25 protein-coding genes are annotated in these 22,154 nt (G+C 71.1%); 11 read left to right on the top strand and 14 right to left on the bottom strand.

Annotated features, from left to right (window positions below; genetic code table 11):
• Nucleotides 1-110: 110 nt before the first annotated feature.
• The 6 genes from ccsB to ACIPJY_RS12625 all read right to left on the bottom strand — a co-directional run bounded on the left by ccsB (nt 111) and on the right by ACIPJY_RS12625 (nt 6,387).
• Complete coding sequence (gene ccsB, locus ACIPJY_RS12600) at nt 111-1,106, bottom strand: c-type cytochrome biogenesis protein CcsB (RefSeq protein ID WP_400462348.1); 996 nt, start codon at nt 1,104-1,106, stop codon at nt 111-113.
• Nucleotides 1,107-1,111: 5 nt separating this feature from the next.
• On the bottom strand, nt 1,112-2,761 hold the full coding sequence (locus ACIPJY_RS12605; protein WP_400462345.1) for a cytochrome c biogenesis protein ResB: 1,650 nt from the start codon (nt 2,759-2,761) through the stop codon (nt 1,112-1,114).
• Between the two features lie 43 nt (nt 2,762-2,804).
• Nucleotides 2,805-3,506, bottom strand: a complete 702-nt coding sequence (locus ACIPJY_RS12610) for a cytochrome c biogenesis CcdA family protein (RefSeq protein WP_400462342.1) — start codon at nt 3,504-3,506, stop codon at nt 2,805-2,807.
• Between the two features lie 46 nt (nt 3,507-3,552).
• Nucleotides 3,553-4,176: a TlpA family protein disulfide reductase gene (locus tag ACIPJY_RS12615; RefSeq protein ID WP_400462039.1), complete on the bottom strand. Its 624-nt coding sequence runs from the start codon at nt 4,174-4,176 to the stop codon at nt 3,553-3,555.
• Nucleotides 4,173-4,829, bottom strand: a complete 657-nt coding sequence (locus ACIPJY_RS12620) for a histidine phosphatase family protein (RefSeq protein WP_400462036.1) — start codon at nt 4,827-4,829, stop codon at nt 4,173-4,175. The genes ACIPJY_RS12615 and ACIPJY_RS12620 overlap by 4 nt, the downstream gene beginning before the upstream one ends.
• Nucleotides 4,830-4,896: 67 nt before the next feature.
• Nucleotides 4,897-6,387 carry a SulP family inorganic anion transporter gene (locus ACIPJY_RS12625; RefSeq protein ID WP_400462033.1) on the bottom strand — a complete coding sequence of 497 codons (1,491 nt, stop codon included), beginning with the start codon at nt 6,385-6,387 and terminating at the stop codon, nt 4,897-4,899.
• Between the two features lie 42 nt (nt 6,388-6,429).
• Here ACIPJY_RS12625 and ACIPJY_RS12630 point away from each other — a divergent pair, with 42 nt between their 5' ends.
• Both ACIPJY_RS12630 and aspS read left to right on the top strand, forming a co-directional pair.
• Nucleotides 6,430-6,852: a MerR family transcriptional regulator gene (locus ACIPJY_RS12630; protein WP_400462030.1), complete on the top strand. Its 423-nt coding sequence runs from the start codon at nt 6,430-6,432 to the stop codon at nt 6,850-6,852.
• A 123-nt stretch (nt 6,853-6,975) separates the two neighbouring features.
• The gene (gene aspS / locus ACIPJY_RS12635) at nt 6,976-8,316 is read left to right on the top strand and encodes an aspartate--tRNA(Asn) ligase (protein WP_400462027.1); all 1,341 of its coding nucleotides are present in this window, start codon (nt 6,976-6,978) and stop codon (nt 8,314-8,316) included.
• A gap of 182 nt (nt 8,317-8,498) precedes the next feature.
• On the opposite strand, the gene ACIPJY_RS12640 is transcribed toward aspS, so the two are convergent.
• From ACIPJY_RS12640 to ACIPJY_RS12660, 5 genes are all read right to left on the bottom strand, one after another.
• On the bottom strand, nt 8,499-8,792 hold the full coding sequence (locus tag ACIPJY_RS12640; RefSeq protein ID WP_400462024.1) for a Dabb family protein: 294 nt from the start codon (nt 8,790-8,792) through the stop codon (nt 8,499-8,501).
• Nucleotides 8,789-9,043, bottom strand: coding sequence for a glutaredoxin family protein (locus tag ACIPJY_RS12645; protein ID WP_123655514.1), 255 nt, complete (start codon nt 9,041-9,043; stop codon nt 8,789-8,791). The genes ACIPJY_RS12640 and ACIPJY_RS12645 overlap by 4 nt, the downstream gene beginning before the upstream one ends.
• Nucleotides 9,044-9,127: 84 nt before the next feature.
• On the bottom strand, nt 9,128-9,226 hold the full coding sequence (locus ACIPJY_RS12650) for a 30S ribosomal protein bS22 (RefSeq protein WP_003792170.1): 99 nt from the start codon (nt 9,224-9,226) through the stop codon (nt 9,128-9,130).
• A gap of 122 nt (nt 9,227-9,348) precedes the next feature.
• Complete coding sequence (locus ACIPJY_RS12655) at nt 9,349-9,543, bottom strand: helix-turn-helix domain-containing protein (RefSeq protein ID WP_111080648.1); 195 nt, start codon at nt 9,541-9,543, stop codon at nt 9,349-9,351.
• Between the two features lie 106 nt (nt 9,544-9,649).
• Nucleotides 9,650-10,165 carry an ArsR/SmtB family transcription factor gene (locus ACIPJY_RS12660; RefSeq protein ID WP_400462020.1) on the bottom strand — a complete coding sequence of 172 codons (516 nt, stop codon included), beginning with the start codon at nt 10,163-10,165 and terminating at the stop codon, nt 9,650-9,652.
• 71 nt (nt 10,166-10,236) lie between these two features.
• On the opposite strand from ACIPJY_RS12660, the gene ACIPJY_RS12665 reads away from it, so the two are divergent.
• On the top strand, nt 10,237-11,670 hold the full coding sequence (locus ACIPJY_RS12665; protein ID WP_400462017.1) for a TrkH family potassium uptake protein: 1,434 nt from the start codon (nt 10,237-10,239) through the stop codon (nt 11,668-11,670).
• A complete protein-coding gene (locus tag ACIPJY_RS12670) occupies nt 11,663-12,358 on the top strand; it encodes a TrkA family potassium uptake protein (protein ID WP_185017394.1) in 696 nt (231 codons plus the stop codon). Before ACIPJY_RS12665 ends, ACIPJY_RS12670 begins: the two co-directional genes overlap by 8 nt.
• A gap of 89 nt (nt 12,359-12,447) precedes the next feature.
• Here ACIPJY_RS12670 and proC read toward each other — a convergent pair whose 3' ends face one another.
• Nucleotides 12,448-13,278, bottom strand: a complete 831-nt coding sequence (gene proC, locus ACIPJY_RS12675) for a pyrroline-5-carboxylate reductase (protein ID WP_400462013.1) — start codon at nt 13,276-13,278, stop codon at nt 12,448-12,450.
• 64 nt (nt 13,279-13,342) lie between these two features.
• Here proC and ACIPJY_RS12680 point away from each other — a divergent pair, with 64 nt between their 5' ends.
• Nucleotides 13,343-14,299, top strand: a complete 957-nt coding sequence (locus ACIPJY_RS12680; RefSeq protein ID WP_400462010.1) for a cation diffusion facilitator family transporter — start codon at nt 13,343-13,345, stop codon at nt 14,297-14,299.
• A gap of 88 nt (nt 14,300-14,387) precedes the next feature.
• Here the strand turns inward: ACIPJY_RS12680 and ACIPJY_RS12685 are convergent, their stop codons facing one another.
• Nucleotides 14,388-14,819: a nucleoside deaminase gene (locus ACIPJY_RS12685; protein ID WP_400462339.1), complete on the bottom strand. Its 432-nt coding sequence runs from the start codon at nt 14,817-14,819 to the stop codon at nt 14,388-14,390.
• A gap of 119 nt (nt 14,820-14,938) precedes the next feature.
• Here ACIPJY_RS12685 and upp point away from each other — a divergent pair, with 119 nt between their 5' ends.
• From upp to ACIPJY_RS12710, 5 genes are all read left to right on the top strand, one after another.
• Nucleotides 14,939-15,574, top strand: coding sequence for a uracil phosphoribosyltransferase (gene upp / locus ACIPJY_RS12690; protein ID WP_123655519.1), 636 nt, complete (start codon nt 14,939-14,941; stop codon nt 15,572-15,574).
• Nucleotides 15,575-16,015: 441 nt separating this feature from the next.
• The gene (locus tag ACIPJY_RS12695; protein WP_400462007.1) at nt 16,016-16,798 is read left to right on the top strand and encodes a winged helix-turn-helix domain-containing protein; all 783 of its coding nucleotides are present in this window, start codon (nt 16,016-16,018) and stop codon (nt 16,796-16,798) included.
• 304 nt (nt 16,799-17,102) lie between these two features.
• Nucleotides 17,103-17,642: a MarR family winged helix-turn-helix transcriptional regulator gene (locus ACIPJY_RS12700; protein ID WP_400462004.1), complete on the top strand. Its 540-nt coding sequence runs from the start codon at nt 17,103-17,105 to the stop codon at nt 17,640-17,642.
• Nucleotides 17,639-18,988: a cryptochrome/photolyase family protein gene (locus tag ACIPJY_RS12705; RefSeq protein WP_400462001.1), complete on the top strand. Its 1,350-nt coding sequence runs from the start codon at nt 17,639-17,641 to the stop codon at nt 18,986-18,988. Before ACIPJY_RS12700 ends, ACIPJY_RS12705 begins: the two co-directional genes overlap by 4 nt.
• A complete protein-coding gene (locus ACIPJY_RS12710) occupies nt 18,985-20,424 on the top strand; it encodes a serine hydrolase domain-containing protein (protein WP_400461998.1) in 1,440 nt (479 codons plus the stop codon). Before ACIPJY_RS12705 ends, ACIPJY_RS12710 begins: the two co-directional genes overlap by 4 nt.
• Before the next feature lie 12 nt (nt 20,425-20,436).
• Here ACIPJY_RS12710 and ACIPJY_RS12715 read toward each other — a convergent pair whose 3' ends face one another.
• Entirely contained in the window at nt 20,437-21,411 is a 975-nt protein-coding gene (locus ACIPJY_RS12715) for a carbohydrate kinase family protein (protein ID WP_400461996.1), read from the bottom strand.
• 151 nt (nt 21,412-21,562) lie between these two features.
• On the opposite strand from ACIPJY_RS12715, the gene ACIPJY_RS12720 reads away from it, so the two are divergent.
• On the top strand, nt 21,563-22,138 hold the full coding sequence (locus tag ACIPJY_RS12720) for a hypothetical protein (protein ID WP_400461993.1): 576 nt from the start codon (nt 21,563-21,565) through the stop codon (nt 22,136-22,138).
• Nucleotides 22,139-22,154 lie beyond the last annotated feature (16 nt).

Raw genomic sequence — 22,154 nt, forward strand, 5'->3', positions numbered from 1 at the left:
GGGCGCCCCCCGGGGGGGGGGCCCCCCCGGGGGGGATACCCGGGCACCCGCGGGGGGGGGGGGGGGGGCCGCCCCCCCCCCGCGCCTCCAGGCCGGTGGAACTCAGCTGCTCACAGACCGGAGTAGCTGTGCAGCCCCTTGAAGAACACGTTGACGACGGAGAAGTTGAACATCACCGCGGCGAAGCCGATCAGGGCCAGCCAGGACGACCGCGCTCCACGCCAGCCACGGGTCGCACGGGCGTGGATGTAGCCCGCGTAGACGACCCAGATGATGAACGTCCAGACTTCCTTGGTGTCCCAGCCCCAGTAGCGACCCCACGCACGCTCGGCCCAGATGGCACCGGCGATGAGCGTGAAGGTCCAGAGCACGAAGCCGACGAGCAGCACGCGGTAGGTCAGGACCTCGAGGCGGTCGGCGTCCGGCAGGGTCTCCATGAAGCGGAGCTTCTTGGCAGCGCCGGAGTGGCCGAGACGGTAGGTCTGGACGAGCTGCGACACCGCGAGCCCGGCGCCGAGCGCGAAGAACCCGGTGCCGGCGATGGCGACGAAGACGTGGATGACGAGCCAGTACGACTGCAGCGCGGGCTGCAGCGGCACGACGGGCACGTAGTAGTTCACCGTCGCGATGCCGAGCAGGATCAGCGTCAGGCCGGTGATGAACACCCCGAGGAACTTGAGGTTCTGCCAGAGCTGCACGAGCAGGAAGATCGCGATGATCAGGCCGGTGCCCGTCAGCGAGAACTCGAACATGTTGCCCCACGGCACGCGGTCGGCCGCGATGCCCCGGAGCACGATCGAGCCGATGTGCAGCACGAGCGCGAGGATCGTCATCGCCATGCCGACGCGTTCGAACCGCGACCCGCGACGACCGGAACCGGTCTTCGCGGGGGCTTCGACCCGCTCGAGCACGACGGTGCCGCCCTGCACGGTGGCCACGGTCTTCGCCTGCCGTTCCACCGCGGGAGCCGCGGCGTCGGTGGCGGAGACGGTGACCTCTCCCGCGCGCTTGGCCATGTCCAGCGCGAACGCGATGAACGCGATCACGTAGACGGCCATGGCCGAGTACGTGAGCACGACCGAGTAGGTCGCGAGGTTCGTCGTCATGTCGTTCACGAGGGCATCCTAACTCCGAGGTCCGACACGTGCCGCGTGGCGATGTCCGCGACGGCTCGTTCGAGATTGGGGTCCTCGCCGCGGGCGAGCCCCGCGTACTCGAGGTCGTACTCGCCGTGCTCGGCGCCCTTGCGGGGCACGACCTTCACCCACACGCGACGGCGCGGGACGAACAGCGACGTCAGCAGCCCGAGGACGCTGAGGATCGCGAACCCGCCGACGAACAGCTGCGACGGGTCGTGGTGGACGTCGAGGGAGACGTAGCGCTTGACGCCGTCGAAGGTGATCGACCCGGCGCCCTTCGGCAGTGTCTTGGTCTGCCCGGGCTTCAGCTCGATGCTCTTCGCCTCGGCCTTGGTGCCGGCGATCTGCGTCAGCCCCTTGGTGTCGAGCTGGTACACGCTGCGCGGGACGCCGTCGTCCAGGCCGAGGTCGCCCTCGTACACCTGCAGCGTCAGCAGCGGGTTCTCGGTGTCCGGGTAGGTCGAGGCGTACGCGCCGGTGGTCTGCTTGACCGCCGTCGGGTAGAAGAACCCGACCATGCCGAGCTGGTCCGGCGACGCGTCCGGCACCTTGATGACGCCGGTCGACGTGTAGTTCGCGTCCGCGGGCAGGAACGGCACGACGTCCTTGAACGCCACGTTGCCGTCGCCGTCGCGGATCGTGACCTGCATCGCGTACCCGTTGCCGAGGAGGTACACGTTCGTACCGCCGATCGACAGCGGCTCGTTGACGCCGAGGCGGCTGGTCTTCGACTCGCCGCCCTTCTCCTTGCTCGTCACGGTGGCGGAGTAGTCCGTGGCCTGGCCGAGGGCGTTGAGGTTCCGCTCCTCGTACTTGGTGACGAACTTGTCGAGCGTCAGGTTGTAGCCCTTGAGGTCGGTCTGCTGGAACCAGCGGCCCGGGTTGAACGAGTCGTACGACCCCAGCACGTTCGAGAAGGTCTGGCCCTCGACCAGCAGACGCTGGCCCGTGTAGCCGAACCCGCCGCCGATGCCGACCGCCACGAGGACCCCGACGAGCGCCGCGTGGAAGACCAGGTTGCCGGTCTCGCGCAGGTAGCCGCGCTCGGCGCTCACCGAGTCGCCGAACCGCTCGACGCGGTACCCGGAGCGCTTCAGCAGCGCCATGGCGCGCGTCACCGCGCGTTCGGCGGACGGGAGGCCACTGGTCGCGTCCGTCTCGACGGCACCGTCCGCCATGGTGTCCGGCTCCACGGCCACGGTGCGGAACCCCGCGAGTCGCGACAGCCGGGCCGGGGTCTTCGGCGGGCGGGTGCGGAGTGCCTGCCAGTGGTGCCGCGTGCGCGGGATGATGCAGCCGATGAGGGAGACGAAGAGCAGCAGGTAGATGGCCGAGAACCACACCGAGGTGTAGGTGTCGAAGACCTGCAGCTTGTCCAGGATCGGGTAGAGCGTCGCGTGGTCGGCCTTGTACTGGACGACACCGTTCGGGTCCGCGGTGCGCTGCGGGACGAGCGACCCCGGGATCGCCGCGAGGGCCAGCATCATCAGCAGGAAGAGCGCGGTGCGCATGCTCGTCAGCTGACGCCAGAAGTAGCGGACGTACCCGACGAAGCCGAGCTTCGGCTGGTTCACGCCGCCATCGCCGGGGCCGGCACCGTCCACGTGGTCGGACGGGCGCATCGGGTCGGACGCTGTGCCGTTCTCGAGCCGGCTGTCGTCGGTGTCAGACTGCCGGGACATAGCTCTGGATCACCGCCCCGATGCTCGACATGACGGCCGACCAGATGCCGGTGACCATGAGCAGACCGATGACGATCAGGATCGCTCCTCCGATGATGTTGACGATGCGCATGTGGAGCTTCACGGCGCGGATCGCTCCTGCTGCCCACCCGGCTCCGAGCGCGACGAGCAGGAACGGGATGCCGAGACCGAGGCAGTACGCGACCCCGAGCCACATGCCCTGCCAGGCGCTGCCTGACTGCACGCTGAGCAGGTTGATCGCGGCGAGGGTCGGGCCGAGGCAGGGGGTCCAGCCGAGGCCGAACACGATGCCGAGGAGCGGCGCGCCGACGAGCCCGGTCGCGGGGGTCCACGACGGCTTCAGCGTGCGCTGCAGGAAGGTGAAGCGCCCGATGAACACGAGGCCCATCAGGACGACCACGACGCCGAGGACCTGGGTGATGAGGTCACGCCAGCGGACCAGCCAGAACCCGAGCGCACCGAACACCGTCGTGTACGCCACGAACACCGCGGTGAAGCCGAGGACGAAGAGCAGCACCCCGAGGACGACGCGTCCGCGCGACCTCGACCCGCCGTCGGCGACGCCGCTGACGTACCCGAGGTACCCCGGGACCAGCGGCAGCACGCACGGCGAGAGGAACGACACGAGCCCGGCGAGCAGTGCGACGGGCAGAGCCACGTACATCTGACCGCTGAGGATCGCGTCGGAGAAGGGGTTGCTGTTCACGGGGTCAGGAGGCCTTGCCGCCGTCGAGCTCGTCGCCCACCAGGGTCTCGAGGATGCTCGTGCCGTCGACCGCGCCGAGGACGCGCGCCGCGACCCGGCCCTTCGTGTCGAGGACGATCGTGGCCGGGACCGCGTTGGGCGCGATCTGCCCGGAGAGCGCGAGCTGCATGGTGCCCTTGTCGGCGTCGAGCACCGTCGGGTACTCGACCCCGAACGTGCGCTCGAACGCGGCGGCGGTGGCGGCCTGGTCGCGGACGTTCACGCCGATGAACTGGACGTTCTTGTCGGCGTACTCCGCCTGCACCTTGTTGAGGTACTTCGCCTCGGCACGGCACGGCGGGCAGCTGGCGTACCAGAAGTTCAGGACGACGACCTTGCCGCGCAGGGCCTTCGCCGAGACGGTGTCCCCGTCGGAGGTCTTCGCGGAGAAGTCGACGGCGTCGGTGCGCTTGTCGGCCGCGACCTCGGTCACCGCGCCGTCGCCGGAGATGTAGTTCTGCGTCGTGCCGCTGCCGTACTGCTTCGACAGCGAGTCACTGCCCCCGGAGCACCCCGTGAGGGCGATCGCGGCGACGACGGCGAGCGCCCCGACCGCGACGAACCGCTTCTTGAGACTGCGGACGATCACACTGCTCCTTCGTCGATGGCGGTGCCGCGGAGTGCCAGCGCCGGGTCGGCGTACCCGACCTCGGTGAACCGGCCGCCCGCGGTGGCGGGCACACGCTCCAGCGTGGTGATGCTCGAGAGGTCGCAGCGGCGCTTGCGCGGGTCGTGCCAGAGCGGCTCCCCCGACAGGCGCCGGTGCACCATCCAGATCGGCAGCTGGTGGCTGACGAGGACGACGTCACCGTCGTCGACGCTCTCCCACGCGGTGGTGACGGCGGCGAGCATGCGGTTGGCGATCGACTCGTAGGCCTCGCCCCAGCTCGGCCGCCACGGGTTCGCGATCCACGGCCACTCCGCCGGCTTCCGGATCGAGCGCTTCGTGAACCCGGGCGGCTGCCCCTCGTAGCGGTTCGTCGGTTCGATGAGTCGTTCGTCGAGTGCGACGTCGAGCCCGTACGCGGCGGACCACGGCGCCGCGGACTCCTGGGTGCGCTGGAGCGGCGACGCCACGATCCGGCGGACGTCGACGCCGGCGTCCTTCCACGCGGTGGCGGACGCCTCGGCCATCCGGTGACCGAGTTCGCTCAGTCCGAAGCCCGGGAGTCGTCCGTAGAGCACACGGTCCGGGTTGTGTACCTCGCCGTGCCGCACGAGGTGGATTCGGGTCGCGGGCATGGGTTCCAGTCTAGGTCGCGCAGCTGTTCCCACTGCCCACACAGGCGATTGACGGCTTCGGGACCGTTCAGCCGAGGTGTCCGGACAGCCTGCCGTGCAGCGCGATCGACCCCGTGTCCAGGTTCACCACCTCGACGCTCGACCCGTGCTTGGCGAACCGCTGCTCGACCCCGTCGAGTGCGGCCACCGTGCTCGCGTCGAACACGTGCGCGTCGGACATGTCGATGACGACGTGCTCGGGGTCCTCGGCGTAGGAGAACCGGGTGACGAGGTCGTTCGAGGACGCGAAGAACAGTGCGCCGCGGACCCGGTACCGCACGGTCCGCTCGTCCACGGGCTCGCGCACCACCTCGACCACGTGCGCGACCCGGCGTGCGAACACCAGCGCGGCGACCACGACCCCGACGAGCACGCCCGTCGCGAGGTTGTTCGTGGCGACGACGACCACCACCGTGATGACCATGACGGCGGTCTCCCCCAGCGGCATCCGGCCGAGGGTCCGCGGGCGGATGCTGTGCCAGTCGAACGTCGCGACGCACACCATGAGCATCACGGCGGTGAGTGCGGCCATCGGGATCCGGGCGACGACGTCGTGCAGCGCGATGGTCAGCACGAGCACCGAGGCGCCGGCGACGAAGGTCGAGATCCGGGTGCGGGCGCCCGCGGTCTTGACGTTGATGACCGTCTGACCGATCATCGCGCAACCGCCCGTCCCGCCGAAGAACGCGGACGCGATGTTCGCGATGCCCTGACCCCACGACTCGCGCCACCCGCTCGACCTGGTCTCGGTGATGGCGTCGACGAGCTGCGCGGTGAGGAGCGTCTCGATGAGCCCGACGATCGCCATGCCGAACGCGTACGGGGCGATGATCGTGAGCGTCTCGAAGGAGATCGGGACCGTGATCCCGTTGAACCCCGGCAGTGCCGTGGGCAGCGCACCCTCGTCGCCGACGGTCGGGACCGCGACGCTGAAGACGATCGTGATGGCGGTGATGACGACGACCGCGATGAGCGGCGCCGGGACCGCCCTGGTGAGGAACGGGAACCCGACGATGATCGCGACGCCGAGTGCGGTGAGGGGCCACACCACCAGCGGGACGTCGTGCCCGAACAGGTTCGGGAGCTGCGCCGTGAAGATCAGGATCGCGAGCGCGTTCACGAAGGCGACGTTCACGCCGCGCGGGATGAAGCGCATCAACCGGGCGACGCCGAGGAACCCGAGGACGAGCTGGATGACGCCGCCGAGCACGATCGTCGGGACGAGGTAGGCGATCCCGTGGTCACGGACCAGCGGCGCGATCACCAGGGCGACCGAGCCGGCGGCCGCCGACACCATGGCGGGCCGGCCGCCGACGATCGCGATCACCACGGCGATGACGACGCTCGAGAACAGTCCGACCGCCGGGTCGACGCCGGCGACCACCGAGAACGAGATCGCCTCCGGGATGAGGGCGAGCGCGGTGACGATGCCCGCCAGGACCTCGCGCGTGAGGAGTCGGGGAGAGCGGAGTGCGGACAGGACGCTCGGGGCTGTCGGCGCGTGGGTGAGGGTCGTCATCGCCGACAACCCTACCCTCACGTGAGGGTAGGGTTGACGACGATGACCGAGCACGACGAAGACCACGACGAGCAGCACGACGCCGGGACGATGCACATCGGTGAGCTCGCCGAGCGCGCCGGCATGTCGCTCCGCACCATCCGGCACTACGACGAGGTCGGGCTGCTGGCGCCGAGCGGCCGCACCGCGGGCGGTTTCCGCGTGTACACCGAACGCGACCTGGAGCGACTGCTCGTGATCCGCCGGATGAAGCCCCTCGGGTTCTCACTCGACGAGATGGGTGACCTGATCGGCATCGTCGACGGGCTCCCCGGCAGTGATGCGGACGACACGGCCGCACGCGCAGCGCGCCTCGATGCCTTCCTGGAGGACGCGCGGGCCCGCCACGCGAAGCTCGTCGAGCGGGCGGGCATGGCCGAGGAGTTCATCGGCACGCTCGGCGCCCTCCGCGCGTCGCTCCCCTGACGCCCCACGCGACGGACGCGACGGACGCGACGGAGCCGAGCCGGGCCTCCAGGCGGGGTCCGTGGAGAACCGTCGGACGCAACCGGGCTGTGCAGAACCGACAGCCCGGTAGACTCGACGACCGTGATCGAACGCACCCGCATCAGCGACCTCGCCGCCCTGCCCGACGGTCCCGTTTCCGTGGCCGGATGGGTCGAGACCGTCCGCGATCAGAAGAAGGTGCAGTTCGTCGTCCTCCGCGACGAGACCGGCGCCGTCCAGCTCGTGAACCCCGCCACGCGAGATGCCACCGAGGGCGACGACGCGTCGGCTGCGGCCCTCGTCACGACCGAGGCGATCTCGGGCCTGGCACACGGCTCCTTCATCCACGTCACCGGCACGCTCAAGCACGACGAGCGCGTCAAGCTCGGCGGCCTCGAGGTGAAGGTCGGCGAGCTGACGGTCGTCAGCGCCGCGATCCCGGAGACCCCGATCGCCGACGACTCCTCGCTCGACAAGCGCCTCGACTGGCGCTTCATCGACCTGCGCAACCGCAAGCAGAACCTGATCTTCCGCATCCAGACGACCCTGGAGCACGCGTTCCGCACCTACTGGGTCGAGCGCGACTACATCGAGATCCACACCCCGAAGCTGATGGCCTCGGCGTCGGAGTCCCGTGCCGAGCTCTTCCAGCTCGAGTACTTCGAGACCACCGCATACCTGGCGCAGTCGCCGCAGAACTTCAAGCAGATGGCGCAGCCGGCCGGCTTCGGCGCCGTGTTCGAGATCGCCGACGCATTCCGCGCCGACCCGTCGTTCACGTCGCGCCACGCGACCGAGTTCACCAGCGTCGACGCCGAGTTCTCGTGGATCGAGTCCCACGAGGACGTCATGGCCATGCACGAAGAGGTCCTGGTCGCGGGCATCACCGCGGTCAAGGAGAAGTACGGCAAGGACATCGAAGAGGTCTTCGGCTTCGAGCTGCAGGTCCCGTCGACGCCGTTCCCCCGCGTCACCCTGGCCGAGGCACGGAAGATCGTCGCCGACAGCGGCCACGACGCCGTCCGCGCCGACGGTGACCTGGACCCCGAGGGCGAGCGCCGCGTGTCCGCCTGGGCGAAGGAGCACCACGGGGCGGAGTTCGTGTTCGTCACGGACTACGACGCCTCGATCCGGCCGTACTACCACATGCGCCACGCCGACGACCCGACCCTCACGAACAGCTACGACCTGCTCTTCAACGGCGCGGAGATCTCCACGGGCGCGCAGCGCGAGCACCGCGTCGACGTGCTCACCGCCCAGGCCGAGGAGAAGGGCCTGGACCCGGCCGAGCTCGGCTGGTATCTGGACTTCTTCCGCTACGGCGTCCCGCCGCACGGTGGGTTCGGGATGGGTCTGGCGCGTGTGCTGATGCTCATGCTCGGCGAGCCGTCCATCCGCGAGGTCACGTATCTGTTCCGCGGCCCGACGCGCCTGACCCCGTAGGGGCGCGCGGCGGCCGCCGCCGAGGCGCGCGACGGCCGCCCGCGGCGCGGACCGCACCCGCACAACCAAAGCCGGCTCGAACCACGGACTTCCGTGGTTCGAGCCGGCTTTCGTGGTGCGGCGCCGAAGCGCGCCAGCGCGCCAGCGCCGCAGCGCGCAGCGCCCCGGACGGGAGGCTCGGCTCAGCTCTCCCAGTCGATGGCGGCCCGCCCCGTGACGAGGCCGCGGATCTCGGCAGCGGCGGCCTGGTGGTCCGGGTGCACCTGGTACTCGTCGAGGCCGGCGAGGTCGTCGAAGGTCGCGACGACCGCGACGTCGTGGTTCTTGTCCGGGTAGGCGACGTTCTCGACGACCTGCAGGGTCCGGATCGAGGGCACGACCCCGACCAGCCCGTGCAGCAGCGACCGGATGCGGTCGATCGACTCGGCGCGGTCGAGGTCCTCCCGGAGGGACCAGGAGACGACGTGCTGGATCATGCGGAGGCTCCTGCCTTCTCGAGGGCGCGGACGAGACGGTCCTCGTCGACACGCCAGTTGCTGTGCACGCGGCCGTCCACGAGCACGACGGGGATGTCCTCGGCGTACTCGAGCCGGAGCGCGTCGTCGTCGAGGATCGAGCGCTCCGTGAGCGTCACGCCCGGATGGGCCGCGACCACCCGCTCCACGATCGGGCGGGCGTCGTCGCAGAGGTGGCATCCGGGCTTGGTGAGGAGCGTCACGGCTGGCATGGGTCAAGCGTAGCCCGACGGCGAGGACCCCCGGGGAACACGAAAGCCCCGGCGAACCGGGGCTTCTGCGGTAGGTCTCGCGACCTACTTCTTGTTGCGACGCTGGTGGCGCGTCTTGCGAAGGAGCTTGCGGTGCTTCTTCTTCGCCATGCGCTTGCGACGCTTCTTGATGACAGAACCCATGTGGACCTCGCTCGGACTGATGCTGATGTACGGACACCGGGCCGATGAAGCCGCGGAAAATCAACCTGCCCGATCCTACCGGAGGGCCGCTGTGATGTCGAACGGGCGCTCAGGCGGCGGACTCAGCCGACGTCGGCGATGCCGCCGCGCAGGACCTCGGCGACGGCCGACTCCGGGACGCGGAAGGAGCGACCGAACCGGATCGCGGGGAGCTCCCCGGCGTGCACCATGCGGTAGACGGTCATCTTCGAGACGCGCATCATCTCCGCCACCTCAGCGACGGTGAGGAAGCGCACGTCGTCGAAACTGCCGGTCATGATCCGCCTTCGGGGCACGCGCTCGACCGAACGCGGAGGTTGGTGTGACCTGAGTGGTCTCTGGTAACTGTAGAGGCGGGTGAGGCCCGGTGTCCAGGACCTTGTGTCAGTCCTCGTCAGCGCGTTTGGTGAAGCGCCGACGCGAGCTCTCGACGACCCGTTCCCAGCCCTGCTGCGCCCCGGAGAACGCTGCTGTGGCGCGGTGCGACGCCTCGGCCATGACGCGACCGAGCTCGGTCCCGACCTCGACCGTGGCCTTGCCCGCGACGCCGTTCCGACGGACGGAGACGGGCTGCCCGTCCGGCGTCCACGCGGTGGTCGCCGGGGTGCCGTCGGCGTCGACCGCCCCGGTGAACGGGACCACCCACTCCTCGATGTGCAGGAGGGGTTCCGGGTCGAGCCGGTAGTAGCGGTGCTGTCCTTCTTCGCGCGAGGTCACGAGGCCGATGTCGCGGAGCACGCGGAGGTGCTTCGACACGGTGGGCTGACTCACCCCGAGCTTCTCGACGAGCTGACCGACGCTGAGCTCCCCGCCGGTGGCATCGGCGCCGTACGCGGACAGGAGCGCGCCGAGGAGTTCCCGCCGCGTCGGGTCGGCGACCACGCTGAAGATGTCGGCCATGGGGAAAGGCTAACCGGCCCGGCACGGATGTACCATGCGATGCGTCCCGCCCATGTCCTCGGAGGCATACGATGCTCGACCGCACGGAGCCGCCGACCGTCTCGACGAGCGCTTCCCGCAGACGCGTGTCACGGATCTCCACCGTGCTGCGCTCGTCGCCGTCACGCCTGGCGATCCTGGTGTTCGTCGCCCTCATCTTCGTGTTCACGGCGCTGTTCATGACGCCGATGGCCGCAGCGGACGGCCGCTCGACCCACTTCGCGGACTCGCTGTTCACCGCCGCGTCGGTGGTCTGCGTCACGGGGCTCGCCACCGTCGACATGGCGACGCACTGGTCGGTGTTCGGCAAGACCCTTGTCGTGATCGGGACCCAGATCGGCGCGGTCGGCGTCCTGACGTTCGCCTCGATCCTCGGCCTGTTCGTGACCAGGAAGCTCGGACTCCGCGCGAAGCTCATGGCGGCCGGCGACTCGAACCCGCTCCGCACCCACCACGGCGCGGTGCCGGAGGGACAGGCCGTCCGGCTCGGCGAGGTCGGCACGCTGCTCGCCACCGTCGCGGTGAGCACCCTGTCGATCGAGATCGTGCTCGGACTGCTGCTCCTGCCGTCCGTGCTCATCGCCGGCATCCCGTTCTGGAGCGCGGTCGGCGACTCGTTCTACTACGCCGCGATGGCCTTCACGAACACCGGCTTCGCGCCGAACGCCAGCGGCCTCGACCCGTTCGCGCACGACTACTGGTTCCTCTCCCTGCTCATGGTCGGCGTCGTCGCCGGCTCCATCGGCTTCCCGGTGATCCGCGCGCTCACGAAGCAGCTCCGCACGCCGCGGAAGTGGCCGATCCACGTCAAGCTCACCCTGGCCACCAGCGCCGTGCTGCTCGTCGGCGGCGCGATCGTCTACGTCGCCCTCGAGGCCTCGAACCCCACGACCTTCGGCGAGGAAGGCGCCGGCCGGACCGCGTTCCAGGCGCTCTTCCTGTCCACCATGACCCGGTCGGGCGGCTTCTCGCTCGTCGACTTCGACCAGCTCAACGGATCGAGCCTGCTCGTCACCGACATGCTCATGTTCATCGGCGGCGGTTCGGCATCGACCGCCGGCGGCATCAAGGTCACGACGCTCGCGGTCCTGTTCCTCGCGGCCGTCGCCGAGGCGCGCGGCCGGCAGAGCATGGAGGCGTTCGGGCGCCGGATCCCGAGCGACGTGCTCCGCGTCGCCGTTGCCGTCGTGCTCTGGGGCGCCACGATCGTCGCCGTCGCCACGGTCGTGCTGCTGCAGATCACGCACGAGTCGCTGGACCGGGTGCTGTTCGAGGTGATCTCCGCCTTCGCCACGTGCGGCCTGTCCTCCGGGGTCTCCGCGGAGCTGCCCGAGTCCGGCAAGTACGTCCTCGCGGCGACGATGTTCCTGGGTCGTGTCGGTACAGTGACCATCGCCGCAGCCCTGGCCGCCAGCCAGAGCCGGCAACTGTTCCGCCGTCCCGAGGAGAGGCCGATCGTTGGCTGACCGAACCCGCCCGCAGCACCCGTTCGGTGCCGTCAGCCACGACGCCCCGGTGCTCGTCATCGGTCTCGGCCGCTTCGGCGCCGCCACCGCAGGGCAGCTCGAACGGCAGGACCGGGAGGTCCTCGTCGTGGACACCGACGCCGGGCTCGTCCAGAAGTGGTCGGACCGCGTCACGCACGCGGTGCAGGCCGACGCCACGGACATCGACGCGCTGCGGCAGATCGGCGCGCAGGACTTCCCGATCGCGGTCGTGGGGACCGGCAGCGACCTGGAGTCGAGCGTCCTCATCACCGCGAACCTCGTCGACCTCGGCATCCCGCAGATCTGGGCGAAGGCGATCAGCCGCTCGCACGGCACGATCCTGTCGCGCATCGGCGCGAACCACGTCGTGTACCCGGAGCGCGAGGCAGGCGAGCGCACGGCGCACCTGGTCTCCGGGCGGATGCTCGACTTCATCGAGTTCGACGACGACTTCGCGGTGGTCAAGATGTTCCCGCCGCGTGCGGTCCGCGGCAAGGACCTCGGCACGACCGCCATCCGCACCCGCTTCGGGCTCACCGTGCTCGGCATCAAGCCGCCGGGCGAGGCCTTCGTGCCGGCCACGCCGGACAGCGTGATCGGTGAGCACGACGTGATCATCGTGTCCGGCTCGACGACGGCCCTGGAGCGCTTCGCCGCGCTGGAATGAGCACCCGCCTGCGCTGCAGGCGACCAGATCACGGACTGGAGGCCCGGTGCCAGCTGGCACCGGGCCTCCCGTCCGTCGTCTGCTCGCGGCTAGAGCCGCGACAGTTCCTCGGCACGCGCGATCGCCGCGTCGGCGGCACGCCGCAGGGTGTCCGCCAGGTCCGCCTCCTGCAGGACGGCGACCGCACGCTCGGTCGTGCCCTTCGGGCTCGTCACGGCGCGCCGGAGGTCGGCCGGTTCCTTGCCGGACCGCTCGAGCAGCTCGACCGCACCGCGGACGGTGCCCTGCACCATCGTCTCGGCCTGCTCGTGGGTGAAGCCGAGCGCCTCGGCAGCACGCTGCCACTCCTCGATCACCAGGAAGACGTACGCCGGGCCGGAGCCGGACACCGCGGAGAGGGCGTCGAGCTTGTCCTCGGGGACCTCGATCACGGCGCCCGACACGTCGAACAGGCTGGATGCGAGCGCGACCGCCTCGGCGTCCGCCGAAGCACCGCCGCTGATGCCGGTCACGCCGTGGCCGACGCCGATCGGCGTGTTCGGCAGGGCGCGCACCACGCGGACCGTGTCGGGCACCCTGGCCTCCATCGCGGCGGTCGTGATCCCGACGGCGACGCTCACCAGGACCGTGCCGGGTGCCAGGTCCCCGGCGATCTCGTCGAGGACGTCACCGATCGCGAACGGCTTCACCCCGAGGACGACCACGCCGGCACCGCGGACCGCCACACGGTTCGCGTCCGGCTCGGTGTCGCTCGCGTGCGCGTCAAGCCCGCGCTCCCGGTGGGCGGCGGCCGACGACTCGGACTTCGTCGTGATGACCACGGTCGCGGGGTCGAGTCCGGCGGCGAGGAGCCCGTCGAGGACCGCGCCGGACATGGATCCGACGCCGACGAGGGCGGTGCGGGGCAGTTCGATCGTCATGGCCCGACCCTACCGACGGGCGTGCCCGTAGGATCGTGCAGCAGATCAGGAGACAGGGGTCACAGTGAGCGCTTCCGGAGGCAACCGGGCCATCCTCGCCGCACTCGGCGCGAACGTCGGCATCGCGATCGTGAAGTTCATCGCCGCGGCGATCAGCGGATCGGCGTCGATGCTCGCGGAGGGGGTGCACTCGCTCGCTGACTCGGCGAACCAGCTCCTGCTGCTCCTCGGCGGACGACGCGCCCGACGTGCCGCGGACGAGGAACACCCGTTCGGCTACGGCCGTGAGCGCTACGTGTACGCGTTCGTCGTCTCGATCGTGCTGTTCTCCGTCGGTGGCGTGTTCTCCCTGTACGAGGGCATCGAGAAGCTGCAGCACCCGCACCCCCTCGAGAACTGGTGGCTGCCGGTCGCGGTGCTCGTGATCGCGATCGTGCTGGAGGGGCTGTCCCTCCGCACCGCGCTCGGCGAGGCCCGGCCGCACAAGGGCTCGATGTCCTGGGTGCAGTTCGTCCGCCGGGCCAAGGCGCCGGAGCTCCCGGTCGTCATGCTCGAGGACACCGCGGCGCTGCTCGGCCTGGTCTTCGCACTGTTCGGCGTCGGCCTGACCGTGATCACCGGCAACGGCCTCTTCGACGCGCTCGGCACGATCCTGATCGCGATCCTGCTCATCGCGGTGGCGCTCGTCCTCGGCATCGAGACGAAGAGCCTGCTCGTCGGCGAGGGCGCGACCGCCGCGGACGTCGCGAAGATCAAGGCCGCGGTGCTCGACGGGCCCGAGGTCGAGTCGATCATCCACATCAAGACGCTCTACCTCGGCCCCGACGAGCTCATGGTCGGGGTGAAGGTCGCCGTCGACGGGGACCGACGGCTCGGGGACGTGGCCGCGGGCATCGACACCGTCGAGCAGCGGGTGCGGGCGGCCGTCCCGATCGCCCGGGTGATCTACGTCGAGCCGGACGTGCTGCGCACCGGGCCGCGGCCGCCGACCGAGGCGATCGTGATCCGGGCGGCGGACTAGCCGGCCGCTGCGTCGGCGTGGCTGCGGTGTCGGTCGGCGCCGGACGCGGCTGCGGGGTCGGTCAGCGCCGCTCCGACTGCGGTGTCGGTCAGCGCCGCTCCGCGAAGAAGTCGTCGAGCAGGGCGGCGCACTCGGGATCGAGCACGCCCGCGACCACCTCGGACCGGTGCGGCAGGCGACGGTCCCGCGCGATGTCGTAGACGCTGCCGGAGGCACCGGCCTTCGGGTCCCACGCGCCGAAGACGATCCGCGGCACCCGCGCGGCGAGGATCGCGCCGGCGCACATCGGGCACGGCTCGAGCGTGACGACGATCGTGTGCCGCTCGAGGTGCCAGTCCCCCGTGACGGCCGCAGCGGCCCGGAGCGCCAGGACCTCGGCGTGCGCGGTGGGGTCCTGCGTCGCCTCGCGCTCGTTCCGCCCGACGGCGACCACGTGCCCGTCCTCGTCCAGGACCACCGCGCCGACGGGGACGTCGCCGGTCGCCAGGCAGGCCCGGGCTTCGTCGAGCGCGCGTTCCATCGCTGACACCCACGGCCGGCCGGCGGGGTCCGTCGAGCGTGCTGCGTCCACGGGTCCTCCGTTCTGCTCGGTCCTGCCCGCGACCACTGGTGGGCACGCGGCACGGTACGCTCGACCCTATGCGAGTCCACGTCGCCGACCACCCGCTCATCACCCACAAGCTCTCGGTGCTCCGCGACCGGACCACACCCTCCCCCACGTTCCGGGCACTGACCGAGGAGCTCGTCACGCTCCTCGCGTACGAGGCAACGCGCAACGTCCGGGTCACCGCGACGCCGATCTCGACGCCGGTCGCGCAGACGATGGGCGTCTCCATCGCGAAGCCCCGTCCGCTCGTCGTCCCGATCCTCCGCGCGGGGCTCGGCATGCTCGAGGGCATGGTCAAGCTCGTCCCCACCGCAGAGGTCGGGTTCCTCGGCATGGCGCGCAACGAGGAGACCCTCGAGCCGCAGACCTACGCCGAGCGCCTGCCCGACGATCTCTCGAACCGCCAGTGCTTCGTGCTCGACCCGATGCTCGCGACCGGGGGAACCCTGGCCGCGGCGATCGACTTCCTGTTCGACCGCGGTGCCGAGGACGTCACGTGCGTGTGCATCCTGGGGGCACCCGAGGGCCTCAAGGCCGTCGAGGAAGCGGTCGGCGACCGTGACGTCACCATCGTCCTCGGCGCACTCGACGAGCGCCTCGACGAGAACGGCTACATCGTGCCGGGTCTCGGTGACGCCGGCGACCGTCTGTACGGACTGGCCGAATAACACCGTCGCGCTGGCGACCGTCCGGGCGGACGGTTGACAGCGGCTTGGTATACCGCGGATACTCGTCGTCATGACTGCAACCGTGTCCCGCGTCCTCTCCGAGGCGTGCTCCCGTTCGGGGGCAGTGGGGACCGCCGGCACGATGATGCCGGCGATGGCCGTCATGCGTTGTCGAATGTGTGCCTGATCGGCACCCGTTCCAGCCGGATCCCCCGCGACACCACCCCCGTCGCGAGCGCGTGATCCCCGGGTGACGACCACCGACGACGCGCACGTCACGTCACGAGGTCGTTCCCCGCTCCCCCGGGTCAGCCCCGGTCCCCAGCAGGACCGCAGGGCACGTCGGTACACACCGACGGCACGTCACCGTACCCGGGCCGACGCATTCGACACCGGCCGCACTGCGAGAGCAGCCGCGACCACATCGCCCGGAGAACCACCATGTCGCTCACCATCGCCCAGCCCCGCACCAGCCTCCGCACCGCTGCTCCCGCCCCGATCGACCTCGGCGCCGTGACCCCGATCCGGCCCCGCCGCGACGCCGCACCCGCCCGTGCCGTGCAGCCCGAGCGCACCGAGATCCCGACCAGCCCGGTCGTCGCGCCGCAGCGCAACCGCAACCTGCCCGAGGGCACCGAGGCCCGTGGCTTCGCGCTCTACGTCGGCATCGACGAGGAGAAGGCCGCTGCCGCCGGCACGACGCTCGCCGCCGTGGTCGAGCAGCTGAAGGCACTCACCGCGCAGCTGGTCCCCTCCGCCGAGACGTACGCGGCCGTGGCCGTCGCCGCCGAGGGCTCCGGCGGTCGTGACGTCGACGTCGTCCGCCTCGCGCTGCAGGACCGCTCCGCCGTCGCCGCCCGCAAGCAGGCCGAGAAGCCCGAGCCCGAGGAGACCGGCGTCGTCATCGACATCTCCCGGAAGCGCGTGACGCTCGACGGTGAGGCAGCGCCCCTGACCTACAAGGAGTTCGAGCTCCTGCAGTTCCTCGTCCTCCGCGAGGGCCGCACGGTCGACCGCACCGCCATCATCGACGGCCTCTGGTCCGACGGCGAGGACGAGACCCCGAACGAGCGCACCATCGACGTGCACGTGCGACGGCTCCGTTCGAAGCTCGGCGCCTTCGAGGAGATCGTCCGCACCGTACGCGGCGTCGGGTACCGCTTCGACCGGCACGCCGACGTCGCCGTCCGGTACGCCTCGACCCCGTCGCCCGACCTGTTCTGAGCGCCACAGGCCGCGCATGCCGGCCTCTTGGTGAACTCGCAGCGAACGTCGCCAACTACGGCTGGCGCCCGTTATCCGTTCGTTATACAGTCAGTGGTGCAGACGGTGTTTGCTGTGGCACCGGCTGCGGAATGTGATTGCAGGACACTCTTGGTGCAAGGGAGAGGGCCGGTCGCTCGCTGAGCGACCGGCCCTCGTCCGTGTCCGGCGCACCGACGGCGGCGTCCGGCACGCGCGTTCCTCGGCGTCGGTGTCCGATCCCCTCGGTAGGGTGGAGGACCACCGGACCAGAGGGAGCTCAACCGTGAACGACGAGGCGCGCGGCACCGACGGTGCCCGGACCGACGCCCACCGCAGCGAGAAGGCGGTCGCGGTCGGTGCCTGGGAAGCCCTGTTCCGGGCGCAGGTCACGGTGATGCGGAACCTGAACACGGAGTTCCCCGGCGGGGAGATCTCGTTCAACGAGTACGACGTCTGCTTCAACCTCTCCACCCAGCCCGGTCGGCGCTGCCGGATGCGCGACCTCACCGGCCACCTCCTCCTCACGCAGCCGAGCGTCAGCCGCCTCGTCGACCGACTCGCGTCGCGTGGCATCGTCGAGAAGCAACCGGACCCGACCGACGCCCGCGGGGTGATCGTCGCGTTGACCGCGCACGGGTTCGACGTCTACCGCGCCGTCGCCGTCCAGCACGCCGCGAGCATCGCCGCCCAGGTCGGCGCCGGTCTCAGCGACGGAGAACTGCGGACGCTGACCGAGCTCTGCACGAAGCTCCGGGTCGCCGCGGCCGACGTCCCGCCGGTGCGTCGCACGGTCACCGTCCACTCCGACCCGGCCCCCGTGTGACCGGCGCGCTCGTCTGGCTCCGGGACGACCTCCGGCTCGCCGACAACCCGGCGCTCCGTGCGGGGATCGACCACGGCGGCGACCTCACGGTGGTCTACGTCCTCGACGAGGAGAGCGAGGGCATCCGTCCGCTCGGGGCGGCGGCGCACTGGTGGCTGCACCAGTCGCTCACCTCGCTCGACGCCGACCTGCGCCGCCGCGGGTCCCGGCTCGTCCTGCGCCGTGGGCCCGCCGCGGACGTCATCGCGCGGCTCGTCGCCGACACCGGCGCGGACGCCGTGTTCTGGAACCGCCGGTACGGCTCGGTCGAGCGTGCGATCGACGCCGGGATCAAGTCCTCGCTGACCGACGCCGGCACCGAGGCGCACAGCTTCGCGGCGACCCTGCTCTGGGAACCGTGGACGGTCCTCAACGGTTCCGGCGAGCCGTACAAGGTCTTCACGCCGTTCTGGCGCGCCGCGCAGTCGATGCCCGAGCCCCGTCACCCGCTCCCGAAGCCACGGGACCTGCCGTCGTCGACCACCGTGGCGAGCGACGACCTCGCGGACTGGTCCCTGCTGCCCACCGCGCCGGACTGGGCGGGCGGTCTCCGTGACGCCTGGGATCCCGGTGAGCGCGGCGCCGCGAAGCTCCTCGAGGACTTCGTCGACAACGCACTCGAGGACTACGACCAGCGCGACGAGCCCGCGATGGCCGCGACGAGCGACCTCTCCCCGCACCTGCGCTGGGGCGAGATCAGCCCGTACCAGGTGTGGCACCGCCTCCACGGGAGGCTCGAACCGCACCAGCGGCAGCAGGCCCCCGCGTTCCTCCGCCAGCTCGCCTGGCGCGAGTTCAACTGGAACGAGTACTTCCACTCGGAGCACCTCGCGACCGTGAACGTCCGTCGTGAGTTCGACGCCTTCCCCTGGCGGACGCCGTCCGAAGACGAACTGCAGCGCTGGTACCAGGGCCGCACCGGCTTCGACCTGGTCGACGCTGGCATGCGGGAGCTCTGGAGCTCCGGAGCCATGCACAACCGCGTCCGCCTGGCCGCGGCGAGCTTCCTCGTGAAGAACCTGCTCGTGGACTGGCGCGTCGGCGAGCAGTGGTTCTGGGACACCCTCGTGGACGCCGACGCGGCGAACAACCCGGGCAACTGGCAGTGGGTCGCGGGCTCCGGGTTCGACGCAGCGCCGTACTTCCGCGTGTTCAACCCCGACCGGCAGCTCGAACGCTTCGACAAGCACCGCGAGTACGTCCGGCGGTGGGTGCCCGCCGACGAGGACCGGCCCGAGCCGATGGTCGACCTCCGCGAGACCCGCCAACGAGCCCTCGACGCCTACGACAGGATGCGCAACGCATGACCACCACCGCCCCGGAGACCATCGCGCGGATCGACGGGCTCTTCCGGGAGCGTGTCGAGCGCGGTGTCGCCCCGAGTTCGGTCTGGGGCGTGTTCGACGCCGACGGACTCGTGGCGTCCGGTGGGCACGGCGACCGTGGTGACGGCCGTGTGCCCGACGCGTACACCGTCTACCGGATCGCCTCGTGCACGAAGAGCGTCACCGCGGCCACGCTCCTGTCGCTCGTCGCCGACGGCCGGGTCGCCCTCGACGCGCCGATCACGGACTTCGTCCCGGCGTTCGCCGACGTGGCGCTGCCGACGCCGGACTCGCCGACCCCGACGCTCCGGATGCTCCTGACCATGTCCGCGGGCTTCCCCACCGACGATCCGTGGGGCGACCGCCAGGAACCCATCTCCGACGACGAACTCGACGACGTGCTCCGTGCCGGGCTGCTGTTCGACTCCGTCCCCGGCACCGGCTTCGCGTACTCCAACCTCGGGTACGCGCTGCTCGGGCGTGCCGTCGCAGTGGTCGCCGGGCGCCCTTTCGTCGAGGTCGCCCAGGACGTGGTCCTCGCGCCGCTCGGCCTCGACGACACGGTCTTCGCCGCCGCCGACGCCCGCGGGTTCGTCGTGACCGGCGCACGCCCGTTCGACGGCGCCTGGGAGCCCCTGCCGCTGAGCGGGCCCGGGGCGTTCTCGCCGATCGGCGGGCTGTTCTCCACCGTCACCGACCTCGCTCGGTGGGCACGGCACCTGTCCTCGGCGTTCGCACCGCTCCGCGCGCCCGGCGCCACGGCCGAGGACGGGCCAGTCTCCCCCGCGGACCGCCGACTCATGCAGCAGGCGATGCGGGTCGTCCCGACCGCTGTGCCCGGTTCCGGCCGTCCGGTCGGCTACGGCTTCGGGTTGTTCGTGGAGCAGGACGCCCTGCACGGGCCGATCGTCTCGCACTCGGGCGGCTACCCGGGCTTCTCGGCGCACATGCGGTGGTCGGTCCGCTCGGGCCTCGGCGTCGTGGCGTTCGAGAACGCGACGCAGGCCAAGGTCTCCGTCGCGACCGAGGCGGCGCACGACCTCCTGCTGGCGGCCGACGTCCCGACCCGACCCGCGCCGGTCCGTGTGCTCCCCGAGACGCGAGCCGCGCAGGGTGCCGTGTCGAGCCTCCTGGCCGAGTGGCGTGACGACCTGGCGGACGCGATCTGCACACCGAACGTGGCCATGGACGTCCCCTACGAGCGCCGCCGCGCGGCGATCGCGGACGCGGCAGCCGCCGTCGGCGCCGATCTCGGTGCGGCGCCCGTCGCCGAGACCTCCGTGTCGCCGACGCACCTCCGCTGGTGGCTGCCCGGCACCGCCGGACGGCTCCGCGTCGAGATCCGGCTCGCGCCGCTCGCGTCGGGGCGCGTCCAGACGCTCGTCTGCACGCCGGAGCCCGTCGAGCTCGAGGGCTGACACCGCGCGGCGTCAGACCGGCGGGCGACCGCCGACGAACCCGAGCGCGCGTGCGGCGACCCTGGCACCTTCACGAGCGGCGGCACCCACACGGACCGGGTCCGTCGCCCATGCCCGGATGAACCCCGCGGCGAAGGCGTCTCCAGCGCCGATCGTGTCGACGACCGTCGCTGCCGTCGCGGGGACGCGCTGCGGTGACCGGCCCGGCCGCCCGACCAGGACGCCCTCGTGCCCGAGGGTGACGACGACGAGCGGTACCGAGTGGCTGAGGATCCGCGTGGCCTCGACCACGTCGGCGGCCCCGGTGAGCGCGAGGGCCTCGGCCGCACCCGGGACGAGGAGGTCGACCCCTGCGATCGCCTCGAGGAACGCCGACCCGCCCGTGGCTCGGACCACCGCGGCCGACGACGGGTCGAAGGACACGCGCGCCGAGCCCGACCGCGCCCTGGAGACGAGTGCCGCGAGCCGTTCGACCCCGCCGGAACCGAGCATCGCCTCACCGGTCAGGTGCACGATGTCGGCGCGTGCGACGAGCTCGTCCGGCACGTCGCCCGCCGTGACGAGCGCGCTCGCGGCGCCGTCGGACATCGACGTCCGTGCACGGGCGTTCCGGACCGACACGACGACCCCGGTGGAGGTGCCGGCGTCGTGGTGGATGTGCGGACGGACGCCGGCGTCCTCGAGCGCGCGGGCGTGCCGGTAGACGTCGTCGACACCGACCCGGCCGACCAGGTCGACCTCGGCGCCGAGCCAGCCCAGCCAGGTCGCGGTGTTCCCCGCGGCGCCGGCAGGGCGGTGCCGGATGGTGGCCGCCGGGTCGTGGTCGCCCGGCCCGGTGGCGCGGGTGTGCACGAGCACGCCGTCCATCACGTCGCCGACCACCAGGAAGCGCTTCCCGAGGCCGCGACGGCGGCCCGCGACCCCGCGTCCGCCGGGAGCCCCCGCGGGACGGGACGGGGGCACGGAGCGCGCGGAGGACAGGGACATCGGCGCCAGTCTACGTGAACACGAGAAAATCTCCACTTCCTGCGTCCCTCTTCAGATCGCGGCTGCAATGACAACTTTTAGCACGATGTCGGACTCTGCCGGTAACATGTTTCATGATTGTGTCCTGTTCCATCGCACGGCCGGAGATCCCATGCCCCGCAAGCCCGATCCGACCCTGAAGCCGGCCATCGTCGCCAAGGTGGCCCAGCACCTGCAGGACACCAAGCTCGAAGACGTCTCGGTGCGCAGCCTCGGCCGCGTCCTCGGCACCAGCGCGTACCCGATCGTCTACCACTTCGGCACCCGCGAGGCCCTCATCGAAGCGGTGGTCGACCACCTCGCCCGGAGCACCACGGCCGCCACGCTCGACCCGGAGGCGGACGACATCACCCTCGCGGAGTACCTCGTCGCGGTGTTCGGCGGACTCGAGGACCCGGAGCGCTCCCTCGCCGCGCGGCTGACGTTCGAGCTCGGCTCGGTGGAGTCGCTCGACGGGCGCGACCGGGAGCACCGGTTCCACCGCGCGCAGGTCGAGGCGATCACGGCGTGGTGCACGGCCCACGGATACGGCGAACGCGACGGGGAGCGTGCGGCGCGCGGAGCGGTGCTCGCGGCCCGGGGTGCGCAGTGGGGCACCATCATGGACCGCGAGCACACCGACATCGATGCGGCGCTGCGCGCGGTGGCCGACCGGCTGGTCTCGGGCGCGGACTTCGCCGCGGTCTGAGGCGGCGGCGGCGCGG

This window comes from Curtobacterium sp. NPDC090223, assembly GCF_044746585.1.
Classification (GTDB): domain Bacteria; phylum Actinomycetota; class Actinomycetes; order Actinomycetales; family Microbacteriaceae; genus Curtobacterium.